We start from the raw sequence: 14,751 nt of genomic DNA on the forward strand, positions 1-14,751 counted from the left end.
CAGCAGCAATTAACGATCAAAACAGCAGCAAGTTGATCAGCGAATCACCAGCAGCTGGTACTTCTTCTTCCCAAGACGCACTACATAGTAGCCATCGCCCAGCGCCTTTTCCGCCGCAAAGACCTCTGCAGCCTTCATATTGTCATCCATACCCGCAGCGACAGTGTTCACCCACACTGCATTTCGCCCCAGCGCATCCTTTACCTGCTTGCCCGCCGCCATTCCAACATCGGCAAGCAGCTGCGTGAGCGGTCGCTCCAGTAAGTCACCTCGCGACAACTCAGCCGAGGGCAAGCCATCCAACCGTAATTGCTCCAGATCGGCCACCGAAAGATCTGCCAGTTCGCCGGAGAACAACGCCTCCGTAATACGCTGCGCCGCCGCGAGCCCGTCATCGCCGTGAATCAGCGCCGTCATCTGCTCTGCCAATACGCGCTGCGCTTGAGGGCGACCTCCCGCCTGCGCGTCTTCGGCTTCTATTTCAGCAATCCGCTCAACACTCAGGAACGTGAAGTAACGCAGGAATTTGTATACATCGGCATCGGCGGTACCCAGCCAGAATTGATAGAAGGCGTAAGGCGATGTCTTTTCCGGATCCAGCCAAATCGTGCCGGACTCCGTTTTACCGAACTTCGTACCATCAGCTTTGGTGACGAGCGGCATTGTCAAACCGTGCACAGCACCGCCATGCATTCGGCGAGTCAGGTCGATACCCGCTGTGATATTCCCCCACTGATCTGAACCACCCAACTGCAAGCTGCACCCATGCCGCTTATGCAACTCTGCAAAATCCAGGGCCTGAAGCAGCGAGTAGCTAAACTCGGTAAATGAAATCCCAGAGCCCTCACGATCGATTCGCTGCTTCACAGACTCCTTGGCAATCATGCTATTCACCGAGAAGTGCTTGCCGACATCACGCAAGAACTCAAGCGCTGTCATGGGCCCAAACCAGTCCAGATTATTCGCCATCTCCGCGGAATTATCACCGCAGTCAAAACTCACGAAGCGCGATATTTGGGAGCGCAAACGCTCAACCCACCCCGCCACCACATCAGGCGTGTTCAACTGCCTTTCCTGTGCTTTAAAGCTGGGGTCACCAATCAAACCGGTCGCACCACCCACCAACGCTATGGGTTTATGACCGGCATCCTGAAAACGCTTTAGCGCCAATAGCGGCACTAAATGGCCAATATGCAAACTGTCTGCAGTGGGATCAAAGCCACAATACAAGGTCCGAGGAGCTTCAGAGAGGTACTCCGAAAGACCGTTTTCGCCGGTCATTTGCGCGATGAGCCCACGCGCCTCCAAATCGGCCAGTAACCGAATATCGAGCCTTGTCATGTTTAAAGAACCTTAATTCACTATTTCTGTCATACCAAACGCAGGGTACTGCGTCGACGCGAAAGGCAGGGACTGCCTAGGGCCGAGCACGATACAACAAGCCCTGTAAAAATGGAACGCGGCCCCCAGACCGCAGGCGCCACAAAAGCTAGAAATTACGTTAACATTCGGTAAATACGCCTTATAGCACCACAAGTCTTTGTTATAATGGTCAAAAAAACGCCAAATGACATTTACCCGGAACCACGATGCTTGACCGCCAAAAAAAACGACACGCAGCCTTCCGGGAAGGCCCTCGCTTCCCACGGCGGCATTTAGCTATTGCCGCGTCAACGCTGATCGCCTTGGGGATCTCCCTGCTGATGCTGCCCGGAGAAAATGCCGAGGCCAAACGCACAGCGATTCCTCTTAACCTGGAACTCACGCCGATCAGTCCGAGCGAACAGGAACCGGAGCCCCTCTCACCCATAGAACCGCAGCGCGAGTGGCTGGAGATCGAGGTTCGGCCAGGCGACTCGCTCTCAAGCATTTTCAATCGCGCCAAGCTGAGCCCGCAAGACCTACACGAGCTGATAAGCACCGCTAAGAAAACCAAGGCATTGAATCGCATTCGCCCCGGCCAGAAACTCGGCTTTCAGATTAGCGACCAAGGCAAGCTGGACGCGATGAGCCTGCAAGTTGATAAGCTCAACAGCCTGATATATGAGCGCGGCGTAACCGGCTTTTCTACGACAGAAGTCAGCGAAACCCCAGAGGTTCGACAACGCGTCGCGAGTGCGACCATTACCAGCTCTCTATATAAAGCAGCGCAAGAAGCCGGGGTCAGCCAGAGCATCATCATGGAGCTTGCCAATATATTTGGCGGGGTTCTGGACTTCGTCTACGATGTGCGGAAGAACGATTATTTCATCGTCATCTATGAGGAGCTCTACCTCAATGGAGAACACCTTGGCAGCGGCCAAATCCTCGCGGCCCAGTACTTTAATCGCGGCGACTCCTTCCAAGCGTACCGCTATGTGAACAAACAGGGTGAGATCGACTACTTCTCGGAAAGCGGCGAGAGCATGCGCAAGGCGTTTTTGCGAGCCCCACTCGATTTTACCCGCATCAGCTCCCGCTTTGACCCCAAACGCCTTCACCCCGTCTTTAAAACGGTGCGCCCGCACCGAGGCGTTGACTACGCAGCCCCCCGCGGCACACCGGTATATGCGGCAGGCGATGGCAGAGTACTGGAGGCCGGCTACTCAAGAGCAAACGGCAACTACGTTTTTATCAAACACGGCGAAGCGTACGTGACCAAATACCTCCACCTGCACAAACGCGCCGTGTCTCGCGGAGAACGAGTTCGCCAGCGGGAGACTATTGGCTGGGTAGGCTCAACAGGCTATGCCACGGGGCCACACTTGCACTACGAATTCCTGATGAATGGCGTGCATCGCAACCCCGCCACGATCGTCGACAAACTGCCGCCGCCCACTCGCGTCGGGCGTAACGATATGCCGGACTTTTTACAACAGATCAGCGGTCTGCAGTTACAGCTGCGCACCTATGCCGCACAGCGCAACTACAACAGCCCCGGCTCCGAAGGGTGAGCAGCTCGCTATATATTGGGCTGATGTGTGGCACCAGCCTCGATGCAATAGACATTGCCCTGATTGACACCGCGAACCAGTGCGAACTACTTGCCGCCGCCGAGGCACCACTGCCCAGTGCGCTTCGCAACGCTCTACTCGCACTGTGCAGTGCTGGCGACAACGAAATTGAGCGAATGGGCCAAGCCGATCGCGAGCTTGCCCTCGCCCTTGCGCAAGCGGTGAATCAGTTTCTGCGCTCCCAAAGCTTAAACGCTCAACAGATCGCCGCCATCGGCTCCCACGGCCAAACAATACGGCACCGCCCCACAAGCCCGCAAAGGCCTGTCGAGCAGGCATATACACTGCAGATTGGCGACCCAAACACAATTGCCGAGGAGACCGGCATAACCACCATTGCCGACTTCCGTCGCCGCGATATCGCCGCTGGCGGCCAGGGCGCACCGCTCGTCCCCGCCTTCCATGCGGCCGTCTTCTCCCGCGCGGGCAGCAATCGGGTGATCGCAAATATCGGTGGTATGGCCAACATCACTGTATTGCACAAGAACGGCAGCGTTAACGGCTATGATACCGGCCCTGGCAATGTCCTTATGGACAGCTGGGTTCAACATCGCAGGAATATTGAGTTCGACCGCGATGGCGACTGGGCCCGCAGCGGAACCGTAAACACCGGCTTACTCGAGAAGCTACTCGACAACCCCTATTATCGGCAAACCGGCCCCAAAAGCACCGGCCGAGAGCACTACAACCTTGGCACCCTGAAGGCGCTGCTAAATACACTCCCGCCAATACCCGACAACGACGTTCAGGCAACGCTGCTTGAAGCAACAGCGGTAACATTGAGCGATGCAATTAAAGCTGAAAACTTGGAGGGCGAGGTATCGCTATTTCTTTGTGGCGGAGGAGCATATAACGGCGCATTGCGGCAGCGGCTTGAAGAAAAACTATCAGAGATGGTCGTTGAAAAGACAGATGCTCTCGGCATTCCGGCCAACGCAGTAGAGTCTGCCGCATTTGCGTGGTTGGCCTATGCCGCGCTCAACGGCAAGCCCGGCAATGTGCCAAGCGTAACGGGCGCCAAAGGCGCCCGCATACTAGGGGCTATCTACCCCGGCTAAGTTAGCGTTTAAAATTTGTAACCCACGCTAATGGTGTAAACCATCGGATCCACATCAATATCTGCGGTGAACTTACTGCCACCGTCAGTGCGAATTTCGGCCTCAGTTTCCAGGTCGAGCCAACGCGCCGACGCATTCACCAACCAACGCTCGTTCACGTGGTAGTCAGCACCCACTTGCAAGGCGATACCGAATGAGTCTTCAAGGTCGATACTGCCCTTGTCTACCGCGCTTTCGAATTCAGACGTCAGGTCCTCGTCAAACAGCACTGTATAGTTCAAACCCACACCAGCGTAGGGTTGAAAGCCGTTCACCGATGCAAAGTGATAAACCATGCTCAAGGTGGGTGGCAAATGTTTGAAGGTAGCGATATCAACACCGGCTAACGCACCGCGACCTGTCGCCGTATGTTCGAACGGTGTTGCCGCTAACAACTCGACCCCCCAGTTCGCATCCAGCATATACTCGGCGGTAATACCCAGCTGCGTGTCGCTGTCCAGGCCCACTTTCGCGGCCATCGGGCTTCCATTCGCAACGATATTATCGCTACTTTCCCGCGGGTCAGTCGTGGTAACACCACCACGCACCACCCAATCACCAGCTTCGAAACTGTGTGCGGCAATTGGCGCTACCAAGCTACCAAGAAGAAGGGGAACCCATGCTTTCATCTGTTTCATATCGTCATCCTCATGAGGAGTTATCTTCGTTCTGGATTCCATTAGAACGAATTTTCTGAGGGCGACTCTTGATCTAGATTAAGCCTTACTAAAAATAAGGGAATTTAGCGATTGCATAAAAAAATACTGTCTGGCGCCAGTATCTTAAATGCGCGTCAGCGCAGATTTACTCAGACGAGAGTTAAATAGAAAAGGACGAACCACAACCACAGGTGGTACTGGCATTTGGGTTGCTAACAACAAAACGCGAGCCTTCCAAGCCTTCGGTATAGTCGAGCTCAGCACCTTCAATATACTGATAGCTAAGCGGATCGACCAATACAACGACGCCCTCTTTCTCAACCAGCGTATCGTCTTCCTCTGCCAATTCGTCGAAGGTAAAACCGTATTGGAAACCAGAGCATCCACCACCGGTGACAAACACCCGAAGCTTGAGGTCATCATTCGCCTCTTCTTCCATCAGGTGTTTAACCTTCGCCACAGCACGCTCCGTTAACTGCAATACTGACGGCGTATACTCTTCTACTACTGACATACCTTACCTCACTGCTTTTACCCAAAGGGCAGGACACAATTATCCTCTTATCCGAGTAAAACAGTCAAGAATGCCAGACACTAGGGCAACAGCGCGACACCATCCAGGCCCGCAGACTCATCCAAGCCGAACATCAGGTTCATATTTTGGATGGCCTGGCCCGAAGCACCTTTTACGAGGTTGTCGATCACTGACAGCACCACCAGGGTGTTGCGGTTTTGCGGGCGATGCAGCGCAATGCGGCAGGTATTTACACCGCGCACTGTCCTTGTTTGCGGCAGACTTCCCAGCGGCATTACGTCGACAAAGGGCGCATCGGCATAGCGCTTTTCGTACATAAATTGCAGCTCGTCCAAACCCACGGCGGGGTCCAACAGCTCTGAGTACAAAGTGGCGTGGATACCGCGCACTTGTGGTAACAAATGCGGTGTGAAGGTCAACTGCACGGGCTTACCAGATGCCGACGACAACTCCTGCTCAATCTCAGGTAAATGGCGGTGGCCCGCCACGCCATAGGCTTTAAAGCTACCATCTAACTCGGCAAACAAGGTATCCACCTTCGCCTGCCGGCCAGCGCCACTCACCCCAGACGCCGCACTAGCAATAAGCCGCTGATCGTCTATTAGCTGCTGCTCAAGTAGTGGCAAAAACCCTAACTCCACCGCCGTTGGGTAACACCCCGGGCAGGCGATCAAGCGTGCGCCTTTTATCGCGTCGCTGTTGCGCTCTGGCAATCCGTACACCGCCTCGGCGAGCAACTCGGGGCAGGCGTGCTCTTCGTTGTACCATTGTGACCACAACGCGGCATCGCGGATACGGAAGTCGGCCGACAAATCAATCACCCGCGTGCCGCCAGCAAGCAGCTCGGGCACCAGCTGCATTGCGACGTTGTGGGGGGTCGCGAAGAACACAACGTCACAGGAAGACAGTGCTGCCACATCAGGCACTGAGAAGGCGAGATCACAAACACCGCGCAAACTTGGAAAGAGCTGATCAACCGGCACGCCGTCTTCGGCCCTTGAGGTAATCATTGCCACTTCAGCATTGGGGTGGGCGGCAATAAGGCGCAGCAGCTCCGCACCGGTATACCCCGTTCCACCAACAATCCCAACCTTTAACACGGGCCTATCTCCTATTCACTTATCTGTCGTCGATGAAGTATTGCTAGCGACCTCATCATCTTGCTTGCTTTTGAGCAAATGCTCCCAACTGCGAACTAAATCCTGTGCGAGCACGTGGTATACCGGCTGCGGCATTACCAGCTTTGAAACGACCGTTGCCGCTAATGCACTCACCATTAAGGCCGGTAGTATATCGTGATTATTCCCTGTTAACTCTAAAACAATCACGAAGGCGGTGATTGGCCGCTGCACCACACCAGCGAAATAGCTCGCCATGCCGACGAGTATCAATGCTGTCGCCTGCACATTGGGGAAGAGGCTCGTCATCGATGCACCCAACTCCGCCCCCGCCGCCAAGCTGGGCGAAAAGATCCCGCCGGGAATACCACTGAAATAGGTAAGCATCGTCGCCAGAATCCGGCCAAACGCTGTCCACCAACTGCCCTCGGCTTGCTGAGCCAGCAGCGCTTTTGCCTCCACGTAGCCACTACCCATGGTCGCGCCGCCGGATACCAACCCCATCAGCGCTAACACCACGCCAATCACCATTGCCACTCGCATTGGTCGCGCTCGCACCAAAGGCGCCACCGCACGACTTCCTTCGACCAAAAAGAAACTGAACAGACCACCGAGTAATCCGCAGACGACACTGGCAGCAATAATGAAGGGATAGTCTTCAAACGGCATCGCGGTGACATCTGGCACGCCGAAGTAACTGTAGTGACCAGCAAACATGAGCACGACAACACCCGAGAGGATGATTGCCATAATCAACGTCCCCGTTGTGCGCGCCTCCATCGACTGCTGCAGCTCTTCGATGGCAAAAACGATACCGGCCAACGGTGCATTAAATGCAGCAGACACTCCAGCGGCACCCCCGGCCACAATCAGGCTGCTTTCAATTTGTTTTTGCTTCAACTTTGCCCAATGACCAAATTGATACATTAGCGCGGCGCCAACATGTACGCTGGGACCCTCACGCCCCACTGTTGCCCCCAACAGCAACGCGGCACAGGTTAGCAGTACTTTTAATATCGCGACCGGCAGCGATAGGAAGGGGCCTCGAAGCCAGTGATAACTCTGTTTGTGCACCAACAGCACCTGCGGTATCCCACTGCCTCGCGACGCCTTGGCCAAACGGTTCATCAACCACACAATCGCCATCAGGCCGAGTGGCGTTATCACCAGAAACGCATACGGATACTGCGAGTGCGCGTGCTCAAAAAGAGAAAAACTCTCCTCAGAGAGCCAGGCGAACCCCTGTATCACCAACCCCACAGTTAAGGCGCCAAGCCAAAACACTGCACGCATTTTCCAATCTTCCAGCGTACCGAGCTGACGCCGAGTGTGACGACGGTTCAATATCCACCACAAACGCAAGCGACGACGAGCGCGAGCAATGATGCTGTATTCCATGCCAATAAAGCCTGCGGGTAATTGCGAGAAGTGAGATAGCAGCCTAGCCAGACTGCCCAATAAGCGCGCAACTATTGTATGCTAAAGCCACCTACCGCCCAACTGCTGAGTAACATAAGCGAGCCCCACCCCATGCTCTGGTTTAAAGCCCTGCACATTATTGCCGTTGTTTGCTGGTTTGCCGGCATATTTTACCTCCCCCGCCTGTTTGTTTATCACGCCATGGCTGAAGACGCCGCCACGCAGCGTCATCTCTCGACCATGGAGCAAAAGCTCTACCGCTTCGTTAGCCCGTTTGCGATGTTGACCGTCATCTTTGGCATCGCCATGATTGCGTACAACCCCAATTACTACCTGCACGCTGGCTGGCTGTGGCTTAAGCTGGCCTTTGTCGCCTTCTTAATCGTTTACCACCTATACTGCGGCAAACTCGTAAAACGCTTTGCGAATAACGAGAACCAACGTGGCCACGTGTTTTACCGCTGGTTCAACGAAGCGCCCGTTATTGCGCTGTTCGCTATTGTATTTCTTGTTGTACTCAAACCCTTTTAAAACCCGTATACCCAGTGAAGCCGACGACAAGATGTCGCGCTTCCCTAGGAAAAATCGCCCCAAGTCGGGATAATACCCGGCGCTTATCTGCCCAATATTGAGGTTCTCGCATCCACCATGAGTCGTTCAGAGCAGCTATTCCAGCAAGCCCGCCAACACATCCCCGGCGGTGTAAACAGCCCCGTCAGAGCCTTCAAAGCCGTTGGCGGCACCCCGCGCTTTATTGAGCGCGCAGAAGGGGCCTATGTCTTTGATGTCGATGGCAAACGCTATATCGACTACGTTCTCTCGTGGGGGCCTATGCTGCTCGGTCACGCCCACCCCTCAGTGATTACTGCGGTAACGGAACAAATTCAAAAGGGCCTCAGCTTCGGCGCGCCCACCGAAATAGAAACACGACTGGCAGACCGTCTTTGCGACATCGTTCCCGGCATGGACATGGTGCGCATGGTGAACTCTGGCACCGAGGCGACGATGAGCGCGATACGCCTGGCGCGAGGTGCCACGGGGCGAGATAAAATTATCAAATTCGAAGGCTGCTACCACGGTCACTCCGACTCCCTGCTAATCAAAGCTGGCTCTGGAGCACTGACCTTTGGCGTACCCAGCTCACCAGGGGTACCGGCCGCACTCGCCGAGCATACCGTCACCCTCAGTTACAACGATATTGAGGGCGTACAAAAGGCGTTTGCTGAGTTTGGCGACCAAGTTGCCTGTGTGATCGTTGAGCCCGTCGCGGGCAACATGAACTGCGTTCCCCCGCTGCCCGGCTTCTTAGAGTGCCTGCGCGAGTGTTGCGACGCTCACCAAAGCCTGCTGATTATCGATGAAGTAATGACCGGCTTCCGCCTTGGCCTCCAAGGCGCTCAAGGCTATTACGGCGTAACAGCAGACATCACCTGCCTGGGCAAAGTGATCGGCGGCGGCATGCCGGTGGCTGCCTTCGGCGGTCGACGCGACATTATGGAGCAGCTGGCACCCAGCGGCCCCGTCTACCAAGCGGGAACCCTGTCCGGCAACCCCGCGGCCATGGCCGCCGGTCTGACGATGATTGACGCCATTTCTCAGCCGGACTTCTACAACATACCCTTCGCTCGCACTGACATGCTTATTAATGGCTTACATGCACGCGCTGAAGCGGCTGGCATTCCCCTGAGCAGCAACCATGTTGGCACCATGTTCGGTGTGTTCTTCACCGAAGAGAAACGCATCAGCAACTACCAGCAGGTGATGGCCTGTGACACCGACCGCTTTAACCGCTTCTTCCACGGCATGCTGGAGGGCGGCGTATACCTCGCCCCAGCGTCCTATGAAGCAGGCTTTATGTCGGCGGCCCACACTGAGGCCGATATTCAGGAAACGCTGGATGTTGCTGAGCGCGTGTTCGCCAACCTTCGCTGATCCCACATTACAAGGATGCAAATCATGACGACCTCCCTGCAACGCGGTGCTTTTCCTGCCACGCGGATGCGTCGCTTACGCGCAGCTGATTTCAGTCGCCGCTTGGCGCGCGAAAGCTCACTCACGCCGGACGACCTGATATACCCGATGTTCGTCCACGAGGGTGAGAATCGGCGCGAGGCCGTGGCGTCCATGCCCGGAGTCGAGCGGTTGAGCATCGACCTGCTTGCCAAAGAAGCGAAAGCCCTGGTCGAGCTAGGCATACCGGCGATTGCCCTGTTCCCTGTTGTCGGCGACGGCGGCAAATCTCTTCACGCCGAAGAAGCTTACAACCCCGACGGTTTGGCGCAGCGAGCGATCAGAGCCGTCAAAGATGCCGCGCCCGAACTGGGCGTGATTACCGATGTCGCCCTCGACCCTTACACCACGCACGGCCAAGACGGCATCATTGATAAGCACGGCTATGTACTCAACGACATCACCACCGAAGTACTGTGTAAGCAGGCTCTCGCACAAGCGGATGCTGGCGCCGACGTCGTGGCCCCCTCTGACATGATGGACGGCCGTATCGGCGCCATCCGCCAGAACCTCGAAGCCGCGGGGCACATCAATACCTGCATACTCAGCTACGCCGCCAAATATGCATCGAGTTACTACGGCCCGTTCCGCGACGCCGTCGGCTCAGCGGGCAACCTGGGTAGCGGCAACAAGTACAGCTATCAAATGGACCCCGCCAACAGCAACGAAGCACTTCATGAATGCGCTCTCGACCTTGCCGAGGGTGCCGACATGATCATGGTGAAGCCCGGCATGCCCTACCTGGACATTGTTCGCCAAGTGAAAGATGAGCTGCGTGTCCCCACCTACGCCTACCAAGTGAGCGGGGAATACGCCATGCACTGCGCAGCATTCGACAATGGCTGGCTGAATCGCGAAGCAGTAATTTTGGAATCGCTACTGTCATTCAAGCGCGCTGGCGCCGACGGTGTTTTGAGCTACTTTGCCAAAGAAGCGGCAATATTACTGAACCGCTAGTCTTTACCCTGTAACAGGGAGGACTTATGGTTCTAAAACAATAGTTACGCACAACAAGAAATAACGACCACAACAGGGGAAGAGCATGATCAACAAAAAATTGATGACCGCAGCAATGCTAGCGACATTCGCGGCCGGCACACAGGCCGACATTCTCGGTGCCACAGCAGGTGCCTATCAGTGGAAGCAAAGCTGGGAAGGTGACGTTCAATCAGGCCCAGACGCCATCGACATGAACGACGACCTGGGCTACGACGACGAGACGGGCACCAGTATTTACGTCGCCCTGGAACACCCCATTCCGGTACTCCCTAATATCCGCCTGCAGCGCACCGACCTGGATATTTCTGAGCGCAACAACCTGTCTCGTACTTTCACGTTCGAAGGAGACGTCTACACCGCGGCTGATACCGTTGACTCAACGACCGACCTCACGCATACCGATGCCACGTTCTACTACGAAGTGTTGGACAACTGGGTAAACCTGGATGTCGGCCTGACGGTTCGTATGTTCGACGGTGAGGTTCGCCTGGCCACTACCGGCCGCGAAGGTTCGATCGAGCTGGATGCGCCGGTACCGATGCTCTACGGTAACGCACGTTTCAACCTGCCCTTAACTGGCTTGTACGCACAGGCAGTGGGCAATGTGATTAGCTTTGGCGACAACAGCGTGACCGACATGGCAGTAGGACTGGGCTACGAAGTGGCTATCGTGTCTCTGGAAGTCGGCTACCGCAACTTTGACGTCTCGCTGGAAGATGACGACGAAGAAGCCAGTGTGACTGTCGATGGCATTTACTTTGGCGTTAATATCGACATCTAAGCCCCGCGGTAAATAGAGGCTTCACAAACGCGCAGTACGGGGAACCGCTGCGCGTTTTTATTTGTCTGATGATCACATAGCCCCGCGATAACCCGAGTACGACAACATGCTCCGATTATTCGGCCCACTGCTACTCTCATTGCTAAGCCCATCAGTCCTCGCCTGCGACTGCCTGTGGCAGGGCCCCTTCAAAGCCGTATACGACAACGCCGACCTGCTCGCGCATGTGCGTGTTGAGGCCACCAAAGGCAATAGCGCCGACCTCAGGTTATTAGAGACCCTATCCGGAAAAGAGTATCGTGAGAACATTCGCTTGTGGGCAGACACTGGCGAACTCTGCCGCCCGGAAATCGACCAGTTCAGCGAGGGCAGCGAATGGGTAATTGCGGCGCAGCGCATCGACACCCCGCCCGAAGATAGCTTTAACCCCTTCAAGCCCAACATCAGTTTTGGCCGCCGAGGCGATTACTTTTTGTCCAGCTGCGGCGTATATTGGCTCCCGGTCAAAGGCGGACGCGTCAGCGGTAACATATTAACGGCAACCCGCTGGCAGTACCTCGACCCAAAAAAAACGCCTGTCATCATGCCCTTGTTTTACCAGTGGCTAAACGGCGAAGTCAGCGACGCCACGCTAAGCGAAGCCGTTCGCCCGCAGCCAGCCTCTCGCCAACTGCTTAACGATACAAAGATATTCCTATGGCAGCTTGAGCGGGAACGGAGCGAGACCGAGTAACTCGTCCAGCATCGCCAGGGACATTCCCCATATCCGCCGACCACCATAAAAGTAGCAGGGTAAATTCAACGCCAGCTTTCCCCTGCGCCACTCCATTCGCTCGCGGTTACTGTGGTCCATTAAAAATGCCAGCGGCACCCATACCGCTTCGGCCACTTCGTGATTGGGGGTAATGCCAACCGGCGTATGCAAGCGGTAAACGTAGGGCGAAACCACCATTGGCCGGCGCCCGGAATGAGGCCTGCTGACCAAGTCCGACAGTCGGCCAATGCAATGACCGGCCTTTTCCAAATCGACACCCAGCTCTTCCAAGGTTTCGCGCTCTGCAGTGCGAATGCCCGTTATGTCATCTGGATCCATGCGCCCACCGGGAAAACCCATGTGACCGGACCAGGGGTCGCCCTCCCTTTCGGCCCGCTTTATCATCAAAACCTCTAACTCATCAGCATGCTCGCGAAGCACAAGCGCCACCGCCGAGCGCTTAACCCAGCGACGCCACCAGCGGCGGCGCGGGCGCGATGCGCTGAGTGCCAACATGAGATGTTTCAGGGTTAATTTGCTGCCTTTCACCGCTTTCAGCCTCGCGTTTCCCAGAACTTAGCCATAAAGACGTTGCAAGCGATCTACCGCTTTTTCCAGTTGCGCCATACTGGTGGTATAGGCAAACCTAACATGCTTCTCTGCACCGTAACGGCCGAAGTCTGCCCCCGGTGTTATTGCAATGCCGTGCTCCTCGAGCAATTCCAGGCAAAATTGCTGGCTGTCCTTGGCAAACCGGTCAATGCCCGCGTAAAGGTAGAACGCCCCAGCGGGACAATGTGGAATCGAAAAACCGAGGTCGCGCAGCGCTGGGTACAAGAAGTCGCGGCGACGGGCAAACTCGTCTCGACGCGCATCCAGAATCACTCTGCTTTCAGGGGCAAACGCTGCCAAAGCGCCGTACTGCCCCATCGTCGACATGGAAATAAATAAATTCTGCGCGAGCTTCTCTAAATGAGGCACTGCCCACTCCGGCGCCACCAGCCAGCCCAGCCGCCAGCCGGTCATACCAAAGTATTTTGAGAAACTGTTGATCACAAAGGCCTCGTCGGTAATCGACAAGACACTCGGCGCCGCCTCGCCAAAACTCAGGCCATGATAAATTTCATCAACAACGAGGTGGCCGTTGCGCTGTTTGCAGAGCGTATGCAGATCGCGCAATTGGCTGGCGCTCAGTATCTCGCCACTCGGGTTGGCAGGCGAGGCCACCATCACCCCGCAGGTATTGGGACGCCAGTACTGCTCGGCAAGTTGCGCATCGAGCTGGTAACGCTGCTCGGGACCAACCGGCACCAATTGCCCCTCACCCTCGACCAAGCGCAGGAAGTGACGATTACAGGGGTAGCCTGGGTCGGTCATCAACATTCCCTCACCAGGGTTGACCAGCAGGCCCGCCAGCAACATCAGCGCTCCACTCGCGCCCGGCGTGATCATGATGCGCTGCGGATCGATGTCCAATCCGTAGTCACTGCGGTAATAGTCTGACAGCGCCTGGCGCAGCTGAGGAATTCCCGCAGCGGGACTGTACTGAGTCTCGCCCCGCGCCAACGCCTGCTGCGCAGCGACAACGATGGGCTCTGCCGTTGTGAAGTCAGGCTCACCGGCCGCCATGTGAACAATATCCTCACCGGCCTGCTGCAAGGCCTTGGCGCGAGTGAGAACCTCTACAACACGAAACGGTTCAATATCAGCGAGACGATCCGCGAAACGCATTACCACAACGACCTCCAGTCCGTTTTTCAGCCCCCTAGTGTAACAGCGCCCCTCACCCACCGGCAGCGCTACATCGCTTTCTGCGCGTTTTTCTGTAGCACCAACTACACTTATCTGGTAGTTTTGCCGGTTTGGCGGCACAGCGTCGCGCGCACATCCGCGGTCTGCGGTTAACGGCTTGTTAATAAAGAGGGCCAAGCATGCCTGCAAAGGACACAGCACAAGAAAGCCTTAAGTCATTTGTTCCCTACGTCCCCAAAAAGGGCGAGGAATACATGAACGAGGCGCAAAAAGATCATTTCCGTAAAATCCTGTTCAGCTGGAAGGCCGAACTGATGGAGGAAGTTGATCGCACGGTAACTCACATGAAAGACGAGGCGGCGAACTTCCCGGACCCCGCCGACCGCGCCACCCAAGAAGAAGAGTTCAGCCTGGAACTTCGCACCCGTGATCGCGAGCGCAAGCTGATCAAAAAGATCGACGCCACGCTCGACCTTATTGATGAAGACGACTACGGTTTCTGCGATACCTGCGGTATTGAAATCGGCATTAAACGTCTAGAGGCACGCCCAACGGCGACACTGTGCATTGATTGCAAAACCCTGGACGAAATTAAAGAGCGCCAGGAGCGCGGTTAAACGACAGGGCGGCCACC

General features: G+C 55.8%; 15 protein-coding genes. 8 read left to right on the forward strand and 7 right to left on the reverse strand.

What is annotated here, in order from left to right:
* Positions 1–36 precede the first annotated feature (36 nt).
* Entirely contained in the window at positions 37–1,341 is a 1,305-nt protein-coding gene (tyrS, locus tag B3K78_RS15840) for a tyrosine--tRNA ligase (RefSeq protein ID WP_286696209.1), read from the reverse strand.
* A 248-nt stretch (positions 1,342–1,589) separates the two neighbouring features.
* On the opposite strand from tyrS, the gene B3K78_RS15845 reads away from it, so the two are divergent.
* Positions 1,590–2,933 carry an OapA family protein gene (locus B3K78_RS15845; protein ID WP_204997400.1) on the forward strand — a complete coding sequence of 448 codons (1,344 nt, stop codon included), beginning with the start codon at positions 1,590–1,592 and terminating at the stop codon, positions 2,931–2,933.
* Complete coding sequence (locus B3K78_RS15850; RefSeq protein ID WP_286696210.1) at positions 2,930–4,051, forward strand: anhydro-N-acetylmuramic acid kinase; 1,122 nt, start codon at positions 2,930–2,932, stop codon at positions 4,049–4,051. The genes B3K78_RS15845 and B3K78_RS15850 overlap by 4 nt, the downstream gene beginning before the upstream one ends.
* Positions 4,052–4,059: 8 nt before the next feature.
* Here the strand turns inward: B3K78_RS15850 and B3K78_RS15855 are convergent, their stop codons facing one another.
* The 4 genes from B3K78_RS15855 to B3K78_RS15870 all read right to left on the reverse strand — a co-directional run bounded on the left by B3K78_RS15855 (position 4,060) and on the right by B3K78_RS15870 (position 7,800).
* Positions 4,060–4,728 (reverse strand): OmpW/AlkL family protein, encoded by a 669-nt coding sequence (locus B3K78_RS15855; RefSeq protein ID WP_286696211.1) that lies wholly within the window; start codon positions 4,726–4,728, stop codon positions 4,060–4,062.
* Between the two features lie 181 nt (positions 4,729–4,909).
* Positions 4,910–5,263: an iron-sulfur cluster insertion protein ErpA gene (erpA, locus tag B3K78_RS15860; protein ID WP_027873028.1), complete on the reverse strand. Its 354-nt coding sequence runs from the start codon at positions 5,261–5,263 to the stop codon at positions 4,910–4,912.
* A gap of 80 nt (positions 5,264–5,343) precedes the next feature.
* Positions 5,344–6,384, reverse strand: coding sequence for an N-acetyl-gamma-glutamyl-phosphate reductase (gene argC / locus B3K78_RS15865; protein WP_286696212.1), 1,041 nt, complete (start codon positions 6,382–6,384; stop codon positions 5,344–5,346).
* A gap of 15 nt (positions 6,385–6,399) precedes the next feature.
* The gene (locus tag B3K78_RS15870; protein ID WP_286696213.1) at positions 6,400–7,800 is read right to left on the reverse strand and encodes a chloride channel protein; all 1,401 of its coding nucleotides are present in this window, start codon (positions 7,798–7,800) and stop codon (positions 6,400–6,402) included.
* 132 nt (positions 7,801–7,932) lie between these two features.
* Between B3K78_RS15870 and hemJ the strand changes: the two genes are divergently transcribed.
* From hemJ to B3K78_RS15895, 5 genes are all read left to right on the forward strand, one after another.
* Positions 7,933–8,352 carry a protoporphyrinogen oxidase HemJ gene (hemJ, locus tag B3K78_RS15875; RefSeq protein WP_286696346.1) on the forward strand — a complete coding sequence of 140 codons (420 nt, stop codon included), beginning with the start codon at positions 7,933–7,935 and terminating at the stop codon, positions 8,350–8,352.
* Positions 8,353–8,469: 117 nt separating this feature from the next.
* Complete coding sequence (hemL, locus tag B3K78_RS15880) at positions 8,470–9,753, forward strand: glutamate-1-semialdehyde 2,1-aminomutase (protein ID WP_286696214.1); 1,284 nt, start codon at positions 8,470–8,472, stop codon at positions 9,751–9,753.
* Positions 9,754–9,777: 24 nt separating this feature from the next.
* On the forward strand, positions 9,778–10,788 hold the full coding sequence (gene hemB, locus B3K78_RS15885) for a porphobilinogen synthase (RefSeq protein ID WP_286696215.1): 1,011 nt from the start codon (positions 9,778–9,780) through the stop codon (positions 10,786–10,788).
* 85 nt (positions 10,789–10,873) lie between these two features.
* On the forward strand, positions 10,874–11,611 hold the full coding sequence (locus B3K78_RS15890; RefSeq protein ID WP_204997394.1) for a TIGR04219 family outer membrane beta-barrel protein: 738 nt from the start codon (positions 10,874–10,876) through the stop codon (positions 11,609–11,611).
* Positions 11,612–11,717: 106 nt separating this feature from the next.
* A complete protein-coding gene (locus B3K78_RS15895; RefSeq protein ID WP_286696216.1) occupies positions 11,718–12,344 on the forward strand; it encodes a hypothetical protein in 627 nt (208 codons plus the stop codon).
* Here B3K78_RS15895 and B3K78_RS15900 read toward each other — a convergent pair.
* Both B3K78_RS15900 and B3K78_RS15905 read right to left on the reverse strand, forming a co-directional pair.
* Positions 12,306–12,881: an NUDIX hydrolase gene (locus tag B3K78_RS15900; RefSeq protein ID WP_286696217.1), complete on the reverse strand. Its 576-nt coding sequence runs from the start codon at positions 12,879–12,881 to the stop codon at positions 12,306–12,308. The two genes, B3K78_RS15895 and B3K78_RS15900, sit on opposite strands and share 39 nt — an antisense overlap.
* Before the next feature lie 60 nt (positions 12,882–12,941).
* The gene (locus B3K78_RS15905) at positions 12,942–14,096 is read right to left on the reverse strand and encodes a pyridoxal phosphate-dependent aminotransferase (RefSeq protein ID WP_286696347.1); all 1,155 of its coding nucleotides are present in this window, start codon (positions 14,094–14,096) and stop codon (positions 12,942–12,944) included.
* 200 nt (positions 14,097–14,296) lie between these two features.
* Here B3K78_RS15905 and dksA point away from each other — a divergent pair, with 200 nt between their 5' ends.
* A complete protein-coding gene (gene dksA, locus B3K78_RS15910; protein WP_027873037.1) occupies positions 14,297–14,734 on the forward strand; it encodes an RNA polymerase-binding protein DksA in 438 nt (145 codons plus the stop codon).
* Positions 14,735–14,751: the final 17 nt, after the last annotated feature.

This window comes from Spongiibacter sp. UBA1325, assembly GCF_002306875.1.
Classification (GTDB): Bacteria; Pseudomonadota; Gammaproteobacteria; order Pseudomonadales; family Spongiibacteraceae; genus Spongiibacter; species Spongiibacter marinus.

What these genes read in the sequence shown, in the direction of transcription:
- hemL (WP_286696214.1), top strand. Translation starts at nt 8,470, where the DNA reads ATGAGTCGTTCAGAGCAGCTATTCCAGCAAGCCCGCCAACACATCCCC.
- B3K78_RS15870 (WP_286696213.1), bottom strand. Translation starts at nt 7,800, where the DNA reads ATGGAATACAGCATCATTGCTCGCGCTCGTCGTCGCTTGCGTTTGTGG.
- B3K78_RS15890 (WP_204997394.1), top strand. Translation starts at nt 10,874, where the DNA reads ATGATCAACAAAAAATTGATGACCGCAGCAATGCTAGCGACATTCGCG.
- B3K78_RS15905 (WP_286696347.1), bottom strand. Translation starts at nt 14,096, where the DNA reads ATGCGTTTCGCGGATCGTCTCGCTGATATTGAACCGTTTCGTGTTGTA.
- B3K78_RS15855 (WP_286696211.1), bottom strand. Translation starts at nt 4,728, where the DNA reads ATGAAACAGATGAAAGCATGGGTTCCCCTTCTTCTTGGTAGCTTGGTA.
- tyrS (WP_286696209.1), bottom strand. Translation starts at nt 1,341, where the DNA reads ATGACAAGGCTCGATATTCGGTTACTGGCCGATTTGGAGGCGCGTGGG.
- erpA (WP_027873028.1), bottom strand. Translation starts at nt 5,263, where the DNA reads ATGTCAGTAGTAGAAGAGTATACGCCGTCAGTATTGCAGTTAACGGAG.
- B3K78_RS15895 (WP_286696216.1), top strand. Translation starts at nt 11,718, where the DNA reads ATGCTCCGATTATTCGGCCCACTGCTACTCTCATTGCTAAGCCCATCA.
- dksA (WP_027873037.1), top strand. Translation starts at nt 14,297, where the DNA reads ATGCCTGCAAAGGACACAGCACAAGAAAGCCTTAAGTCATTTGTTCCC.
- hemB (WP_286696215.1), top strand. Translation starts at nt 9,778, where the DNA reads ATGACGACCTCCCTGCAACGCGGTGCTTTTCCTGCCACGCGGATGCGT.
- B3K78_RS15845 (WP_204997400.1), top strand. Translation starts at nt 1,590, where the DNA reads ATGCTTGACCGCCAAAAAAAACGACACGCAGCCTTCCGGGAAGGCCCT.
- hemJ (WP_286696346.1), top strand. Translation starts at nt 7,933, where the DNA reads ATGCTCTGGTTTAAAGCCCTGCACATTATTGCCGTTGTTTGCTGGTTT.
- B3K78_RS15900 (WP_286696217.1), bottom strand. Translation starts at nt 12,881, where the DNA reads ATGTTGGCACTCAGCGCATCGCGCCCGCGCCGCCGCTGGTGGCGTCGC.